The sequence below is a fragment of the Mesoflavibacter sp. genome, from assembly GCF_964226795.1.
Classification (GTDB): domain Bacteria; phylum Bacteroidota; class Bacteroidia; order Flavobacteriales; family Flavobacteriaceae; genus Mesoflavibacter; species Mesoflavibacter zeaxanthinifaciens.
Genome location: NZ_CAXQQP010000007.1, coordinates 352667 through 368577 on the forward strand (window position 1 = coordinate 352667; position 15911 = coordinate 368577).

The 15911-nt window shown below is 31.6% G+C and carries 18 protein-coding genes and 1 tRNA gene; 9 read left to right on the forward strand and 10 right to left on the reverse strand.

The window, feature by feature from the left end:
* Positions 1 to 4: 4 nt before the first annotated feature.
* Complete coding sequence (locus ACEQT4_RS06795; RefSeq protein ID WP_370226676.1) at positions 5 to 988, forward strand: FAD:protein FMN transferase; 984 nt, start codon at positions 5 to 7, stop codon at positions 986 to 988.
* Between the two features lie 2 nt (positions 989 to 990).
* Here ACEQT4_RS06795 and ACEQT4_RS06800 read toward each other — a convergent pair whose 3' ends face one another.
* From ACEQT4_RS06800 to map, 4 genes are read right to left on the reverse strand one after another with little or no spacing between them, the layout of a single operon-like run.
* Complete coding sequence (locus ACEQT4_RS06800; protein WP_370226678.1) at positions 991 to 1365, reverse strand: DUF423 domain-containing protein; 375 nt, start codon at positions 1363 to 1365, stop codon at positions 991 to 993.
* An 8-nt stretch (positions 1366 to 1373) separates the two neighbouring features.
* On the reverse strand, positions 1374 to 2141 hold the full coding sequence (locus tag ACEQT4_RS06805; RefSeq protein WP_370226679.1) for a class I SAM-dependent methyltransferase: 768 nt from the start codon (positions 2139 to 2141) through the stop codon (positions 1374 to 1376).
* A gap of 25 nt (positions 2142 to 2166) precedes the next feature.
* The gene (locus ACEQT4_RS06810; RefSeq protein ID WP_370226680.1) at positions 2167 to 2541 is read right to left on the reverse strand and encodes a GxxExxY protein; all 375 of its coding nucleotides are present in this window, start codon (positions 2539 to 2541) and stop codon (positions 2167 to 2169) included.
* 48 nt (positions 2542 to 2589) lie between these two features.
* On the reverse strand, positions 2590 to 3408 hold the full coding sequence (map, locus tag ACEQT4_RS06815) for a type I methionyl aminopeptidase (RefSeq protein WP_370226712.1): 819 nt from the start codon (positions 3406 to 3408) through the stop codon (positions 2590 to 2592).
* 122 nt (positions 3409 to 3530) lie between these two features.
* On the opposite strand from map, the gene ACEQT4_RS06820 reads away from it, so the two are divergent.
* The gene (locus tag ACEQT4_RS06820; RefSeq protein ID WP_370226681.1) at positions 3531 to 4802 is read left to right on the forward strand and encodes an acetyl-CoA hydrolase/transferase family protein; all 1272 of its coding nucleotides are present in this window, start codon (positions 3531 to 3533) and stop codon (positions 4800 to 4802) included.
* On the opposite strand, the gene ACEQT4_RS06825 is transcribed toward ACEQT4_RS06820, so the two are convergent.
* The 4 genes from ACEQT4_RS06825 to ACEQT4_RS06840 form a co-directional block, all read right to left on the reverse strand.
* On the reverse strand, positions 4799 to 5197 hold the full coding sequence (locus tag ACEQT4_RS06825) for a BT0820 family HAD-type phosphatase (protein ID WP_027881119.1): 399 nt from the start codon (positions 5195 to 5197) through the stop codon (positions 4799 to 4801). The genes ACEQT4_RS06820 and ACEQT4_RS06825 overlap by 4 nt on opposite strands.
* Positions 5198 to 5324: 127 nt before the next feature.
* Positions 5325 to 6842, reverse strand: coding sequence for a 2,3-bisphosphoglycerate-independent phosphoglycerate mutase (gpmI, locus tag ACEQT4_RS06830; RefSeq protein ID WP_370226683.1), 1518 nt, complete (start codon positions 6840 to 6842; stop codon positions 5325 to 5327).
* A gap of 80 nt (positions 6843 to 6922) precedes the next feature.
* Positions 6923 to 7684 (reverse strand): M48 family metalloprotease, encoded by a 762-nt coding sequence (locus tag ACEQT4_RS06835; protein WP_027881121.1) that lies wholly within the window; start codon positions 7682 to 7684, stop codon positions 6923 to 6925.
* A 97-nt stretch (positions 7685 to 7781) separates the two neighbouring features.
* On the reverse strand, positions 7782 to 8720 hold the full coding sequence (locus tag ACEQT4_RS06840; RefSeq protein ID WP_370226684.1) for a GNAT family N-acetyltransferase: 939 nt from the start codon (positions 8718 to 8720) through the stop codon (positions 7782 to 7784).
* Positions 8721 to 8771: 51 nt separating this feature from the next.
* Here ACEQT4_RS06840 and ACEQT4_RS06845 point away from each other — a divergent pair, with 51 nt between their 5' ends.
* Positions 8772 to 9197, forward strand: a complete 426-nt coding sequence (locus ACEQT4_RS06845) for a GNAT family N-acetyltransferase (RefSeq protein ID WP_106680216.1) — start codon at positions 8772 to 8774, stop codon at positions 9195 to 9197.
* A gap of 48 nt (positions 9198 to 9245) precedes the next feature.
* Positions 9246 to 9318: transfer RNA gene (locus ACEQT4_RS06850), tRNA-Gly, on the forward strand.
* A gap of 185 nt (positions 9319 to 9503) precedes the next feature.
* Here ACEQT4_RS06850 and pepE read toward each other — a convergent pair.
* Positions 9504 to 10211, reverse strand: a complete 708-nt coding sequence (gene pepE / locus ACEQT4_RS06855; protein WP_370226686.1) for a dipeptidase PepE — start codon at positions 10209 to 10211, stop codon at positions 9504 to 9506.
* A 114-nt stretch (positions 10212 to 10325) separates the two neighbouring features.
* Here pepE and ACEQT4_RS06860 point away from each other — a divergent pair, with 114 nt between their 5' ends.
* The 5 genes from ACEQT4_RS06860 (at position 10326) to ACEQT4_RS06880 (ending at position 15320) form a co-directional block, all read left to right on the forward strand.
* Entirely contained in the window at positions 10326 to 11141 is an 816-nt protein-coding gene (locus tag ACEQT4_RS06860; protein ID WP_370226687.1) for a carboxypeptidase-like regulatory domain-containing protein, read from the forward strand.
* Positions 11116 to 11925, forward strand: coding sequence for a hypothetical protein (locus ACEQT4_RS06865; protein WP_370226688.1), 810 nt, complete (start codon positions 11116 to 11118; stop codon positions 11923 to 11925). The genes ACEQT4_RS06860 and ACEQT4_RS06865 overlap by 26 nt, the downstream gene beginning before the upstream one ends.
* A 57-nt stretch (positions 11926 to 11982) precedes the next feature.
* Positions 11983 to 12483 (forward strand): DUF6702 family protein, encoded by a 501-nt coding sequence (locus tag ACEQT4_RS06870; RefSeq protein ID WP_370226689.1) that lies wholly within the window; start codon positions 11983 to 11985, stop codon positions 12481 to 12483.
* Between the two features lie 62 nt (positions 12484 to 12545).
* Entirely contained in the window at positions 12546 to 14855 is a 2310-nt protein-coding gene (locus tag ACEQT4_RS06875; protein ID WP_370226690.1) for a M1 family metallopeptidase, read from the forward strand.
* A 135-nt stretch (positions 14856 to 14990) separates the two neighbouring features.
* Positions 14991 to 15320 carry a thermonuclease family protein gene (locus ACEQT4_RS06880; protein ID WP_370226692.1) on the forward strand — a complete coding sequence of 110 codons (330 nt, stop codon included), beginning with the start codon at positions 14991 to 14993 and terminating at the stop codon, positions 15318 to 15320.
* A gap of 45 nt (positions 15321 to 15365) precedes the next feature.
* Here the strand turns inward: ACEQT4_RS06880 and ACEQT4_RS06885 are convergent, their stop codons facing one another.
* Positions 15366 to 15911: a DUF4136 domain-containing protein gene (locus tag ACEQT4_RS06885; protein ID WP_370226693.1), complete on the reverse strand. Its 546-nt coding sequence runs from the start codon at positions 15909 to 15911 to the stop codon at positions 15366 to 15368.

Here is a 15911-nt window from a genome sequence, read left to right on the forward strand (position 1 = left end):
ATTTATGTTACAGCGTTTATCTTCAATTTTATTATTGTTATTAGTTTTTATTTCTTGTAAAAACGAACCAGAATTAGTAAAAATTAAAGGACCAATTTTTGGTACTGCTTATCAAATACAATATTATGATGTTGGCAGTAAAAGTTATCAAAAGGAATTTGATAGTATTTTTGAAGTACTAAATCAATCCATGTCAAATTACATTCCGTCTTCAAATATTTCTAAAATTAATAGAAACGAAAGCGTAAATACAGATCCTCATTTTGACACTGTTTTTAAGGCAGCTAAGAAAATTTACAGAGAAACAGAAGGAGTTTTTGATCCAACGATTGGTAAGTTAGTAAACGCATGGAATTTTGGATCAGAGAATAATAAATCTGCTGTAGATAGTATTAAAGTGGATAGTTTAATGAAGTCTGTAGGTTTTAATCGTGTTGGTGTTGTAAACGGAGTTATAATGAAACGCACTAATACGTTTATAGATTTTAATGCTATAGCTAAAGGTTATGGTGTAGATGTTATAGCAGATTTTTTAGAAAGTAAAGGCATAACTAATTATTTGGTAGATATAGGAGGAGAGTTAAGAGCTAAGGGAATAAATTTAAATAAACAAAAAGAATGGGCAATTGGCATAGAAAACCCAAATTTTGATGGCTCTCAAAGTTATTCTAAGGTTATTGGTATTACAGATAAAGCTATGGCTACTTCAGGAACTTACAGAAAGTTTAAGGTAGATAATAACGGTAACAAATACGCTCATATTATAAATACAAAAACAGGCTATCCAACACGAACCAGAATCTTAAGTGCTTCGGTAATTACAGATAAATGTATGATGGCAGATGGTTATGCTACAGCATTTCAAGCAATGGGAATAAAAAAAGTAGATTACTTTTTAGCAAAACACCCAGAATTACAAGTGTATTTAATTTTTGAAAACGAAAAAGGAGAGTTAGAAACGAAGTCTTTTAATGGTTTTCCTGAATAAAATTAAAAGTTAATAGCTTTAAGTATTAATAACAACCAACCAATCACAAAAAGTAAGCCGCCAATAGGTGTAATTGGACCTAAAAACTTTAGTTTTTTTCCTTTAGCATCACTTAAAACCAAACCGTAAATACTAAAAGAAAAAAGTAGAATACCTAAAGTGAAACACCAATACATTGCAGAAGTTGAAAACTGAAAATTAAACCCAAGAAGTAATAAAACAATAGCATGATACATTTGGTATTTAATACCGGTTTCAAAACTTTTAAGTTGATCATCTGATAAGATTTTCTTTAAAGCATGTGCTCCAAAAGCGCCAAATATTATGGCTAACATACCAAAAAATGCACCTGTAATGATAAAAGTTTGTTGTGTCATAATTGTTTCTATTTATAACAAACAGGGATAATTTCCCCTTTTGCTAAACGATATTTGTCTATTTTTTCTAAAGAAAGTTTACTTGTATAATCTACTTCTTCAACTTTAAAACCTATGCTTCTAAGTTTGTCAAAATAATCACGACCGTAAATGCGTACATGATCGTATTGACCAAAAATTTCAGCACGTTCTTTTTTGTCTGTAATGGTGTTATCCTCAAAAGTAGTTTCACGATTTAAGTCTTGCGGTATTTGCAAAATAGCAATTCCGTTAGGTTTTAAAACACGATACAGCTCTTGCATTGCTTTAGTGTCATTAGGAATATGTTCTAACACATGATTACATAAAATAACGTCGTAAGTGTTATCTTTAAAAGGCAAATCGCAAATATCTGCTTTAACATCAGCTAATGGAGATAGTAAATCTGTTGTTGTGTAATCTAAATTTTTAAGTTGCCTAAAGCGTTTGTAAAATGCTTGTTCTGGAGCAAAATGAAGCACTTTTTTATTAGAAGTAAAAAAATCTGTTTCATTTTTTAAATAGAGCCACAAAAGTCTATGTCTTTCTAAGCTTAATGTAGAAGGCGACAGTACATTAGGTCTTTGCTTACCATAACCATAAGGTAAAAAAGACTTAAAACTCTTACCATCTATTGGGTCTGTATATTTTTTGCCTCTTAAAACAAAAGCTAAAACAGGTTTAGCTAAATAACTTAACCTGATTAAAATAGGTCTCGGTATAATATTAAGTATGTATTTAAAGAGTTTTTTTGACACTAATTTCACGAATTAACACAAATTATTACAAGACAATTCGTTTATATTTTAAACTTTCATCACCAAAATTAATTAATAAACCTAATTTTAATTTTGAGACAGCAAGATAGTTTAATGTTTGTTTTACATGAGCAGAATTTAAAGCTTCAATAGCTTTTAGTTCTAAAATTATTTTATCATCAATGATAAAATCTGCTTTATATTTATGAGGTAAAGTGTTTCCTTTATAGCTTATTGCAAATTTAGTTTCTCTAGAATAAGCTATATTGTTATCAATTAATTCGATTTCTAAAGCATCAGCATATACAACTTCATTAAAACCTTTTCCAAGTTGGTTATGTGCTTCCATACAAAGACCAATTATCTTATAAGCTTCATCTTTATAAATTAAATTTTTCAATAGAAAGTGAATTATTAGTGAGAATTAGTGTAATTCGTGTCTTTAGGTCTATAAAACTAAAGCTTGTTGTCTAAATTCATCTTCCTCGTCACTTTCAATACCTAAAGCGTCATAAATGTATTTAAAAGTAGATAATAGCTCTGGTTTACCATCTACAATAGCAACATCATGCTCGAAATGTGCGCTAGGTTTACCATCTAAAGTTGTAATTGTCCAGCCATCACGGTGTTGTTTAATTCGTTTTGTTCCCATGTTTATCATAGGTTCAATAGCTACGACCATACCTTCAATAAACTTTTTTCCTCTTCCTCGTTTTCCGTAATTTGGCATTTCTGGATCTTCGTGCATAGTGCGTCCTAATCCATGACCTACTAATTCTCTTACCACGCCATAACCATGATCTTCGCAATATTTTTGAATAGCATAACCTACATCTCCAACGCGGTTTCCTAATTTAAACTCTTTGATACCAACATACAAAGATTCTTTAGTAACTTGAAGTAGTTTTTCTGTTTCAGGATTAATTTCACCTACAGCAAATGTGTAAGCATGATCACCGTAAAAACCATCTAAAATAGCACCACAATCTATAGATATTATATCTCCTTCTTCAAGTGGCTTGTCGTTAGGGATACCATGTACCACTTGCGAGTTAGGACTCATACAAAGTGTGTTAGGGAAGTCATATAAACCCAAAAATCCAGGTATAGCTCCAAGATCTCTTATGTGTTCTTCTGCAATTTTATCTAGTTGAAGTGTTGTTACACCAGGTTTTACAGCTTTAGCAACTTCTCCTAAAGTTTTAGATACCACTAAAGCAGCTTGGCGCATTAATTCTATTTCTTCTCTTGTTTTTACAATAATCATAATCTCTAAAATATCTGCAAATATACTTAAAATAAAAGTCAAATTTCTTTTAGAAACATGACTTTTAGCAGGATTTATCTATACGATGCATTGTAATTTTGTAAAATAAAAACAAAACCAATATGTATTCGCCAGTAACCGCAGAAGAAGCAGTAAAAGTTATAAAATCTAATGACAGAGTATATGTGCAAGCTGCAGCAGCTGCACCGCAATCTTTAGTAAAAGCAATGTCTGCTAGACATGAAGAATTAAAAAATGTTGAAATATGCCACTTACATACCGAAGGTGAAGCGCCATATTCAAATCCGGAGCTTAAAGATAGTTTTCATGTTAACTCATTTTTTATAGGTAAAAATGTACGTCATACTTTAAAAGAAGGAAATGGCTCATACACACCAGTTTTTTTAAGTGAATTACCGCTTTTATTTAAAAGAAATATTATTAATTTAGATGTAGCGTTAATCCACGTATCGGTACCAGATAGACATGGGTATTGTTCTTTAGGTGTTTCTGTTGAAGCAACATTAGCAGCAATAGATAATGCTAAAATTGTAATAGCTCAAATTAATAAATATATGCCACGTACACATGGTGCTGGTATTATTCATATTTCTGAAATTGATCAATTTGTAGAACATCATGAACCATTACCAAGTCACGATGCATTACCACCTAATGAAGTTGAAGCAAAAATAGGCGAATATGTAGCTAATTTAATTGAAGATAGAAGTACGTTGCAAATGGGTATTGGTAGTATTCCAAATGCAGTTTTAGCCCGATTAACTAATCACAAAGACTTAGGTTTACATACCGAAATGTTTTCTGATGGTGTTATAGATTTAATTTTAAAGGATGTAATTAATGGTAACTATAAAGAAATTAATCGTGGTCGTGCTTTGGCTACTTTTTTAATAGGTTCGCAAAAGTTATATGACTATGTAGACGATAACCCATTTATAGAAATGCGTGCATCAAATTACACAAACGATGTTTCGATTATTAAACAAAATCCAAAAATGGTAGCCATTAATTCTGCTATTGAAGTAGATGTAACGGGACAAGTTTGTGCAGACTCTATTGGTGCACATATGTATTCTGGAGTTGGTGGACAAATGGATTTTATTAGAGGCGCATCTTTAAGTGAAGGTGGTAAAGCAATTATAGCATTACCATCTGTAACTAGAAATGGTATTAGTCGAATTGTACCATCTTTAAAACCAGGTGCTGGTGTGGTAACTACAAGGTCGCACGTACATTATGTTGTAACAGAATTTGGTGTGGCTAGCCTATACGGGAAAACTATTAAAGAGCGTATAAAAGCTTTGGTTAATATAGCTCATCCAGATCACAGAGAAGAAATAGATAAAGCGTATTTTGAAATGATTGGTTGTTAAAATTTAAACCAGCTTTTTTTCTTAGGTTTTGATTGTTGTGGTGTTTGGTTGGTAAGCATTTGATAAATTTCTCCCCAACCTAAAATGCCACCAATATTACGATCGTCTATAAATAAATCGGCGTTAATTTTTCGGCTTACATCACCTTTAAACGTTTCTTCAGGAAAACTTTTATTTACAGCGTAAAAGTCTATACCGTTGTCTTTACAGAAATTAACAGCTTCCTCTAGACGTTTACCATGTCTATAGGTCCAAAGTATAAGTCGATGACCATCATTTTGAAGACGTTTTAAGGTTTCAAAAGCAAACAAACGAGGTTTGCCTATACCTGGATATGCATCTTCTACAATAGTGCCATCAAAATCTACAGCTATTATTTTTCCTTGTATATTCATTTATATAGAAATAAGATTGTAAAAGTACAATAAATTTAATTTTTTGAATTTAAAATTCAATTGATTTAAAATGAAAAATCCGCTTCGTATTGAAGCGGATTTTTTTAATTACAATTATTTTTTTGTATTAAACTAAAGATTTTTGCGTCATCGCTTCAGGTTGCTTTACACCCATTAACTTTAAGATAGTTGGTGCCATATCTCCTAAAATACCGTTTTCTATATGCTTTAATTCATTATCAATTAAAATAACAGGAACAGGATTTGTAGTATGTGCTGTATTTGGGCTACCATCAGGATTTATCATAGTTTCGCAATTACCATGGTCGGCAATAAGAAGTGTTGTATACCCGTGATCTAATGCAGTTGTTACCACTTTTTCTACACATTTATCTACAGCTTCGCAAGCTTTAACAGCAGCGTCCATAACACCAGTGTGACCAACCATATCACCATTTGCAAAATTTAAACAAACAAAATCTGTTGTTTCGTTTTCTAATTCTGGTACTAAAGCATCGGTTAGCTCAAACGCACTCATTTCTGGTTTTAAATCGTAAGTTGCTACTTTAGGCGAATTTTTTAAAATTCGTTTTTCGCCTTTAAAAGGTGTTTCACGTCCACCAGAAAAGAAAAATGTAACGTGAGGATATTTTTCAGTTTCTGCAATTCTAATTTGTGTTTTATTATGCTTTTCTAAAACTTCACCTAAAGTATCTGTTAAATTTTCTTTGTTGAAAACAACGTTGATACCTGTAAAAGTTTCGTCGTAATTAGTTAATGTTACATAATGCAGATTTAACTTATGCATGTTTTGCTCATGAAAATCGCGTTGGGATAACGCTTCTGTTAATTCGCGACCACGATCTGTTCTAAAGTTGAAAAAGATAACCACGTCATCTTCTTTAATAGTTGCTATTGGATTACCAGCTTCATCTGTTTTAATAATTGGTTTGATAAATTCGTCTGTGATATCATTATCATAATTTGTCTGAATTTTATTAGATAAATCCAGCGTTTTTTCACCGAAACCATTTACTACAGCATCGTATGCTAATTTAACACGTTCCCAACGTTTGTCTCTGTCCATTGCATAATAACGACCAGTAACGCTTGCAATTTTTGTGTTTGTATTTGAAGTGAAATTTTCTAAATTTTCAATAAATGCTTTACCAGATTTTGGGTCTACATCACGACCATCTGTAAAGGCATGAACATAGCTATTTGTAACTCCAGCATTTTGAGCAGCTGTAATTAATCCTTTAATATGGTTGATGTGCGAGTGTACGCCACCATTACTTACTAACCCTAAAAAATGAACATCTTTATTATTTGCTTTAGCATAATTAAAAGCATCTATTAATACTTGTTCTTTGGCAAGTGTGTTATTTTCTACAGCAAGATTAATTTTTGCTAAGTCTTGATAAACAATGCGCCCAGCACCAAGATTCATGTGGCCAACTTCACTATTTCCCATTTGTCCTTCTGGAAGACCAACATGTAGTCCGTCTGTACGCAATTGTGCATTAGGAAATTTGGTGTATAAACTGTCTATAAAAGGTGTGTTAGCATTATCTATTGCAGATACTTTTGGGTCTGGAGATTTTCCCCAACCATCTAGTATCATTAAGATGACTTTTTTATTCATTACTGTAAATTTTATTATAACAAATATAAAAACAAAAGTCCTGCAAAAGCAGGACTTTGTTGGTTTTCTACTAAATCGTTTTAGTTTATTGTGTATTTTTTAATAGAGGCTTTAATTTTTTCAATTCTATTTTCTGGATCAGGATGTGTGCTCTGGAATTCTGGTACACGGTTTGGACCAGCTGCTTGTTTTAAAATTTGCATAACGCCAATCATTTCTTCTGGGTCATAGCCAGAACGCATCATAAAACGTACACCTAAGTCGTCACTTTCTAACTCATCACCACGACCATTTTTTAATAGTTTAGACATGCCATATTGACTAACTACATCTCCCATATTACCGCCAACAGAACCTGCGGTTGATAAACCTTGCCAAAGCTCAGAATTCGCAATACGCTCTGCACTATGACGACCAATAACGTGACCAATTTCGTGCCCTAAAACACCAGCTAATTGGTCTTCGTTTTCTAATTTAGAAAATAAGGCATAGGTAATAAAAATTTGTCCGCCAGGTAAAGCAAACGCATTAATTGTATTTTTATCTGCAAGTAAATGAAACTCGTACTTGTAAGGCGTGTCTTTTGCGACACTATTTTGTACTAGTTTGTTGCCAACTCTATCTATAAATGCTTGATATTCTTGATTAGGATATAATCCACCATGTTGTGCTGCCATTTGATCACGACTTTGCAAACCCATTTGAATTTCTTGGTCTGGCGTCATAGAGATTGCTTGTTTTTTTCCTGTGTACTCATTTGTTTCCATTGAGTTGTAATATTTAAACAAAGCAAATGCAGCAAGAAGAACACCAATTAGAAGTCTACCTTTAAAATTTCTCATGATAATTGATTTAGATAAAGCAATTTACGAAAGTTCAACGTTAAATGTTGAGTTTATTTTTTTGGTTGAATGAATTTAGACGAAATACAAATAAAATCTATAATCGTTTATACATTACATAATGTGGACCAACTTTAGGGACTTCAAATTGGTCACCAATAATTGTAAAACCTAATCGCTTGTAAAATCCAACAGCAATTAATCTAGCATCAAACCAAAGTAGTTTAGCTCCTTTTTGTTTTACCATAGTTTCGGCTGTTTCTACTAGTAATCTACCAAATCCATAGCCTTGATATTGATCTAAAATTCCCATTCCGCGTAAGCGATATTGGTATTGTTCTTCAAATTTTTCGTTGTTAAGTTTCATTAAACTAACTACACCAGACAACTTGTTTTTATAATATAAGCCTAAGTGAAATGTGTCTTCGTGGTCATCAAAAGTTAGCTTGCAATCTTCAATAGGTCTACCAGTTCTTAAAACAGGATGACGTACTGGATAGGTTTCTAAAGCAGTGATTTGTTTAATTTTAATATCAGGATTTTCGATTTTATATAGATTTGCTGGCATACCTGCGTAATTAAAGGTTTTTATAAAATTCATATTGCATTTTTCTAAGACTTTATGTGATGCATAATTGTCTATATGTGCATGTGCATATATGGTTTTAAGGTTAAGGTTTTTAAAACCATAATCTATTGCAGCTTGGCAGCTTTCGGTAGCGTAACCATTGTTCCAATATTTTTTATAAAATCGGTAGCCAACTTCAACTTTGTTTTCTTTAGGATGAAATTTTAATCCGCACCAACCTAAAAACACATCTGTTTTTTTATCGCAAACTGCCCATCTTCCCATATTATGCTTTTCATATTCTTTGTAGTTTAATAGGAATTGCTCTGCTTCATTTAAAGAAGAAAACGGTTTGTCTCCAGTATATTTTAGTACGTCTTGGTCAGAATTCATCTCGTAAAAATGAATAGCATCATCTACAGAAAATTCTCTTAAATATAACCGTTGTGTACTTGCTATGATTTGCATTATTTGTATAATAGTATTTCAAAATTAACTAATTTTGCAATAAAAATTGAGATGTCTTTTAAGTTTAAAATAATAGATAAAACTGAAATTTTTAGCATTATTCCGTTAATGCAAAAATTAACTAATAATGCTAATTCTGATGCAGTATTAAAAGAGCGTTTTGCCGAAATGATTACTCAAAATTATGAGTGTGCAGGTGTTTATGATGGCGATACTTTAATTGGTATGTCAGGAATGTGGTTTCAAACAAGACATTACGTTGGTAGAAGTATGGAAGTAGATCATGTTTATATAGAAGAAAAATATAGAGGAAATGGTCTTGGTAAACTTTTTTTTAAGTGGTTATACGATTATGCCAAAAGTAAAGGTTGTACTACTTGTGAATTAAATACTTACGTTCAAAACTACCCGTCACACAAATTTTATTATAACGAAGGTTTTGAAATTTTAGGCTATCATTTTTTAAAGAAATTATAATTTTTTGCAAATAATTAAAATCTTTGTTTATATTTGCCACCGCAAAAAGCGGGAGTAGCTCAGTTGGTAGAGCGTCAGCCTTCCAAGCTGAATGTCGCCGGTTCGAACCCGGTCTCCCGCTCAAAAAGCTTCATCAAAAACGATGAAGCTTTTTTATTTTATTCATTGTAATTCATTATGATGCTTTTGTCTTTTCGAACATAGTGAGAAATCTCATCTTAATAATATGAATATGAGATTCCTCCTCGTACCTCGTTCGGAATGACATACTTTGATGAAAAATAATTTGTTTTAAATTTTTGTACTTTACTTCAATTCGTTTAAGAATGTATCAGGATCAACTTCGTAAGGTTCTTGATTGTGCTCAAAAATGCGTGCTTGTAAATTTCCTTTTAATTGTAAATTGTTGTCTTTAACTTCTATCCAACTTCCCTCGCGTAAACCAATTACTGGTTGTGTATTAAATTGATGAAATTCTTTTATTCTAGTTTCTCTAGTTTCACCCATGTGTTTGCTGTTTGGGTCTGGATCTAAATAGTGTGGATTAATATTAAATGGCACAAAACCTAATGTTTTAAAACTTGGCGGATAAACAATAGGCATATCATTAGTTGTATTCATGGTAAGACCACAAATGTTGCTTCCAGCACTGGTTCCTAAATACGGAGTTCCTTTTTTTATGGCGTCTTGTAAGCTTTCAATTAAATTAAATTTGTAAAGTGCATTGACTAAAACAAAGGTGTTTCCGCCACCAACAAAAATACCTTTTGCGTTGTCTATTGCTTCTTTTGGGTTTTTAAAAGTATGTAAGCCAATTAATTTTTTTTCAATTTTATTAAAAGCATCGCTAGCCTTTTCTGTATACTGTTTATGTGTGATTCCGCTAGGTCTAGCGTAGGGAATAAAGATAACTTCTTCTGTGTCTTTAAAATGAATTTTTAATGTGTCTAAAAGATAGTCTAAATATTGACCGCCATGTACGGTAGAAGTGCTTGCAATAATTATTTGCTTCATTGTAATAAATAGTTTTTGTAAATTTATGTAAAGCTAGCTTTTAACAAAAGTTTAGTGCCTAATTAGAATTAAATTAAGAGTAAAAATGCTTAATTTACAGTAAAATCAACCGTTATGAAATATTTTCTATCCTTATCTTTATTCTTTTTCACTATTTTTTCTTTAGCACAAGATTCAACCAGAGTTACTGTAAAAGGTAAAATTATTGTAAATACACCAGATGTAGAAGGTGTTACAGTTTTTAATATATCTTCTAATAAAGGAACAATTACAGATGAAAAAGGAGAGTTTACCTTGCAAGTTATGCTTAATGATAAGGTAGAGGTGTCTGCGCTTCAGTTTAAAGACTTTAGTTTAACTGTAACAGAATCTATTATTAAAAATAAACAAATGACTGTTTTTTTAGTAGAACGAGTTAATAAGTTAGATGAAGTTGTAATATTACCATACGATTTAACTGGTGTTTTAAAAGAAGATATTGAAAGTGTTGAAGTATTTAACCCAGATATGGATGCTATTTATTTTGGAGTAGATGATATTTCTGTTTACGAGTTTTCTGATGATCAATATAGTAAGGTAGAAAATTATGCAGCGATGAATCAAAACGATCGTATACGTTATCAAGCTAACGGTGTTGCTATTGTTGAAGGTTTGGTAAATTTAATTTTTAAACCAAAAAAGAAATCTAAAAATACTAATACAGAAACAGAGAAAATACCAACCCAGACTTTAGCAGATAAATACCAACATGATTATTACACTAAAAATTTTAATATCCCAGAAGAACAAGTAGAAGCTTTTATAGCATTTGTTCAAAAAAATGATTTTGATGTATCTCTTCTAGAAAAAGGTAAAGAGATACAGTTAATAGAGGATTTAAACAAAAAGAGTAAAAAATTTTTAAGTGAGAATCCAGTTGAAAAAGAGTAATCAACTTTTTATTTTATTAGCTTTTATTGTACAATTTTCAATATCTCAAACGGTTACAATAAAAGGGCAAATAGTTGCAGATGATGATTTAGAAAATATTCATGTTCTAAATAAAACTTCTTTGACAAATGCTACAACAGATAGTTTAGGAGTTTTTAAAATCAAGGCTAAGCAAAATGATACTATTGTTTTTTCAGGTGTCCAATATCAAGTCTTAGTTAAAGTTGTATCAGAAGAAAATATTAAGACAAAAACTTTAAGAGCCAAATTAGAATTATTTACTAATGATCTGGATGAAGTTTTTTTAACCAAACAACTTTCTGGAGATTTAACTAAAGATGTTTCTTCCTCAACAGCAAAAGCAGATATTAACTTTTATGATGTAGGTATACCTGGTTACAAAGGAAAACCATTAACCCAAAACGAAAACCGACTTAATGAAGCAGGCGGAAACGAAAAAATGTTTGCAATAGGCTTAGGTGCTGCTGTTAACTTTAATAAGTTTTTAAACACTATTACCGGTCGCACAAAAATGCTAAAAGAACGCGTAAGATTAGAAAGTAATGACGCGTTATTAGCTAGATTAAAAAATGATTTAATCGAAGATTTCTTTACCCAAAATCCCTTACCAGAAGAGAAAAAAGACGAGTTTTTTTACTATTGTCAAGAAGATCCAAACTTTAGATCAAGATGTACAAAAAGTAACTTAGAAGCATTACAATTTTTTACTGATAAGTATAATGAGTTTATAAAAAATGTAAATCAATCACAAAATGATAATTAATTAGAATGGTTTTTGGTTACTAACCATTAGATTTGTGACTCTAAATAATACACTTAAATGAAATCAATTAAACTAATATCTGTAATAGCAATTTTCTTTTTATGCTCTTTTAATACACTACACAAATATTATGTAAGTATTACACAAATAGAGTTTGTGAAAGAGCAACAATCTGTGCAAATAATTTCTAGAATATTTATTGATGATTTTGAAAGTGTATTAAGAAAAAGATACGACAAAAATATAACTTTAGATAGAGGTGATGACGAAACACAAATAGACGATTACATTAGAAAATATCTTTTAACAAAGATTGAAATATCAATAAATAACCAAGAGGTAATACCAAATTTTATAGGTAAAAAGTATGATGATGGTATTATGCATTGTTACCTAGAGATAGAAAACATAAAATCAATTTCTACTTTCCAAATTAAAAATAAGGTTTTGTTTGATATGTTTGAAGATCAAAAAAACGTTATAAGAACCAATATTAATAACAAAAATAAAACCGTGGTATTAACTGCGCAGAACGATAAAGGTTTGTTAAACTTTTAGTAAAGCCTTTATAGCAACGTTAAATTTTGTTAAATTCACATCCTTTATAACTAATTCTAAAAATGAAAAAACTAAAGTATTTATTCCTTTCAGCTTTATTTGTTTCAGCAAGTGTATTTGCGCAAGACCAAGCTGAAGACAAAAAAGAAAGACAACCAGGTCACACAAACAACAACAAGTTTAAGCAATTATACGACGAGTTTTCTACACCAAACATGTTTAGAACTGCGTCTGGTGCACCAGGTCCTGCTTATTACCAACAACAAGCAGACTATAAAATGGACATCGAGTTAGACGATGTTAACGCTAGAATTTATGGTGAAGAAACAATTACGTACACAAACAACTCACCAGACAACCTAGAGTATTTATGGGTGCAATTAGACCAAAATATGAGAGCTAAAGACTCTAAAACACCTTTAATCCAAGGAAGCGGTATAGCACCAGCACAACAAACATCATCTTTTGCTAATAGCTATATGACAGAAGGTTTTGATGGAGGCTTTAACATAGAATATGTAAAAGATGAAAAAGGTAATGCTTTACCACACATGATTAATCGTACCATGATGAGAGTAGAAATGCCTTCAGTATTAAAATCTGGAGATCAATTTACTTTCAAAATCAAATGGTGGTATAATATTAATAATCACGTAGAAGGAAGAGGTCGTTCTGGTTACGAATACTTTGAAGAAGACGATAATAGAGCATACGTTATAGCTCAGTTTTATCCTCGTATGGCAGTTTATAATGATGTAGAAGGATGGCAAAACTCTCAATTTTGGGGACGTGATGAATTTGCACTACCATTTGGTAATTTTGAGGTTAACATTACAGTGCCAGAAGATCATATGTTAGATGGTACAGGTAAATTAACTAACCGTAAAGATGTTTTTTCTAAAGAAATGATGAAACGTTATGAGAAAGCAAAAAAATCTTATGAAGAGCCTGTTTTAATCGTAACAGAAGAAGAAGCAAGAGCAGCAGAAAAAACAAAAGCAACAAAGAAAAAAACATGGAAGCTATATGCTGAAAATGTTCGTGATTTTGCATTTACAACATCAAGACGCTATATCTGGGATATGATGGCTGTTAAAATAGGAGATAAAGATGTAATGGCAGTATCATTATATCCTAAAGAAGGAAATCCTTTGTGGGAAGAATGGTCTACAAAAGCAGTAGCAAGTACTTTAAAAACGTATTCACGTATGACTTTTGATTACCCATATCATAAAGCAATTTCAGTTCATGCTAAAAATCAAGGAATGGAATACCCAATGATTTGCTGGAACTATGGAAGACCAGATGCAGATGGTAATTATAGCGATCGTGTAAAATACGGAATGATAAGTGTAATTATTCATGAGGTTGGACACAACTTCTTCCCAATGATTGTTAATAGTGACGAGCGTCAATGGACATGGATGGATGAAGGTTTAAATACATTTTCTCAATACGTAGCAGAACAAGATTTTGCAGAGTGGTATCCATCTTCTTTATCTCCAGGTATGGACAAGTATCCTTCAAGACGTGGTCCTGCAGAAAAAATTGTAAATTACATGGGTGGTGATCAAGATTACATAGCACCAATTATGACAAAAGGTTTAAATACATATCAGTTTGGTAATAATGCTTACGGAAAACCAGCTACAGCGTTAAATATTTTACGTGAAACAATTATGGGACGCGAATTATTTGATTACTCTTTTAGAACATATGCACAAAGATGGATGTTTAAACACCCAACTCCAGAGGATTTCTTTAGAACAATGGAAGATGCTTCTGCTGTAGATTTAGATTGGTTTTGGAGAGGATGGTTTTATACAACAGATTATGTAGATATAGCAATTAAAGATGTTAAAAAGTTTTATATATCTAATGAACCAACACAGCAAATCAAAGACATGGTTAAAGCGCGTGGTATGAGTTTAAGTGATTTACCACCGTTAGTTTATATGGTAGAAGAAGGAAGTGAAGATTACAAAGAAGACATGAAAGCAAAAAGCTTAATGGAAGGTTCTCAATCACTAAAAGAATACATTATGGATAACTTTACACCTGCAGAACAAAAGCAATTAAAAGAGCCGAAGTATTTTTATAATGTGACTTTTGAAAAACCAGGAGGATTGGTAATGCCAATAATTGTAGAGTATACTTATGCAGACGGAACATCAAAAACAGAAACTTACCCAGCGCAAATCTGGAGACTTAACGATAAAGAAGTAAGTAAAGCTGTAGCTTCTGAAAAAGAAATTGTAAAAATTACAGTCGATCCAAAACTAGAAACTGCAGACGTTGACACATCAAACAACACTTGGCCAAAAGAAGAGCAAACAAGCGAGTTTGATAACTTCAAACAAAATAAAGATTAATCATAAAGACTTTATTAAGTTATAAATCTAACCCTTAAAACTTTAGTTTTAAGGGTTTTTTATTGCATATAATAGTTTGATTGACTGTATTTCACTTAGTTTTTATATATTTAAATAGCTATTAAACAATTAGATATGTACAATTACAAAGCAAAGATTATAGACGTTTATGATGGAGATACTGTAACAGCAATGGTAGATTTAGGTTTTTTACATTTTCAAGAAATGAAATTACGTCTTTACGGTATAGATACTCCAGAGCTTAGAGGAGAAGAAAGAGAACAAGGTATTGTTGTAAGAGATATACTAAGAGAAATGGTATTAGGGAAAGAAGTAACAATACGTTCTTACAAAGATAAACAAGGTAAATATGGTCGTTATTTAGCAAATATTATTTTAGAAGATGGATTAGAAGTTAATCAATGGTTAGTAGATAATGGTCACGCTAAAGAATATTACCCTTAAAATAAAAAAAAAGCGACTATTTACTTAGTCGCTTTTTTTATGCTATTATTGCATACTTCCAGGAGGATATTTCTCCATGATTTTTGCAACAAATTCTTTTATTCTTTGTTCTTTCTTTTCCATATTAGAACTTAGGTAACCAGTACCTTGTCCTTGCCAGACTAATTCTTTTTTCTTAGCGTCTATAAGGTCCACAAATAAAACACCTTGTGTTCTGGTAGAAACATTAGGTTGCATATTCCAGCCCCATCCCCAACCAGGTGCGCCCCATCCCCAAGCACCAAAGCCCCATGAGTTATTATAAACATCAACACGTTGGTTAGATTTGGTAAAAATGCTAACTAGCATATCAGGATCTTCTGATTTTGTGTATCCTTTTGCTAATAATTCTGCTTCTATTGCACGTAAGATACGTTTTTTATCAAGGTCGCTTATTTCAGCTTTATCTATTCCAGATTTGAAAAAAGCAAACGTTTTATACTGGCTAAAATCTACTTGTCTATCGTAATCAGCAGCAACTCTAACTGAGCTACAAGATGTGATTACCATAGCTATTAGAGCAATTGGTAAAAGTTTAATGATTGTTTTCAT

What these genes read in the sequence shown, in the direction of transcription:
- ACEQT4_RS06795 (WP_370226676.1), top strand. Translation starts at nt 5, where the DNA reads ATGTTACAGCGTTTATCTTCAATTTTATTATTGTTATTAGTTTTTATT.
- ACEQT4_RS06800 (WP_370226678.1), bottom strand. Translation starts at nt 1,365, where the DNA reads ATGACACAACAAACTTTTATCATTACAGGTGCATTTTTTGGTATGTTA.
- map (WP_370226712.1), bottom strand. Translation starts at nt 3,408, where the DNA reads ATGATTATTGTAAAAACAAGAGAAGAAATAGAATTAATGCGCCAAGCT.
- ACEQT4_RS06820 (WP_370226681.1), top strand. Translation starts at nt 3,531, where the DNA reads ATGTATTCGCCAGTAACCGCAGAAGAAGCAGTAAAAGTTATAAAATCT.
- ACEQT4_RS06825 (WP_027881119.1), bottom strand. Translation starts at nt 5,197, where the DNA reads ATGAATATACAAGGAAAAATAATAGCTGTAGATTTTGATGGCACTATT.
- gpmI (WP_370226683.1), bottom strand. Translation starts at nt 6,842, where the DNA reads ATGAATAAAAAAGTCATCTTAATGATACTAGATGGTTGGGGAAAATCT.
- ACEQT4_RS06835 (WP_027881121.1), bottom strand. Translation starts at nt 7,684, where the DNA reads ATGAGAAATTTTAAAGGTAGACTTCTAATTGGTGTTCTTCTTGCTGCA.
- ACEQT4_RS06840 (WP_370226684.1), bottom strand. Translation starts at nt 8,720, where the DNA reads ATGCAAATCATAGCAAGTACACAACGGTTATATTTAAGAGAATTTTCT.
- ACEQT4_RS06845 (WP_106680216.1), top strand. Translation starts at nt 8,772, where the DNA reads ATGTCTTTTAAGTTTAAAATAATAGATAAAACTGAAATTTTTAGCATT.
- pepE (WP_370226686.1), bottom strand. Translation starts at nt 10,211, where the DNA reads ATGAAGCAAATAATTATTGCAAGCACTTCTACCGTACATGGCGGTCAA.
- ACEQT4_RS06860 (WP_370226687.1), top strand. Translation starts at nt 10,326, where the DNA reads ATGAAATATTTTCTATCCTTATCTTTATTCTTTTTCACTATTTTTTCT.
- ACEQT4_RS06870 (WP_370226689.1), top strand. Translation starts at nt 11,983, where the DNA reads ATGAAATCAATTAAACTAATATCTGTAATAGCAATTTTCTTTTTATGC.
- ACEQT4_RS06875 (WP_370226690.1), top strand. Translation starts at nt 12,546, where the DNA reads ATGAAAAAACTAAAGTATTTATTCCTTTCAGCTTTATTTGTTTCAGCA.
- ACEQT4_RS06880 (WP_370226692.1), top strand. Translation starts at nt 14,991, where the DNA reads ATGTACAATTACAAAGCAAAGATTATAGACGTTTATGATGGAGATACT.
- ACEQT4_RS06885 (WP_370226693.1), bottom strand. Translation starts at nt 15,911, where the DNA reads ATGAAAACAATCATTAAACTTTTACCAATTGCTCTAATAGCTATGGTA.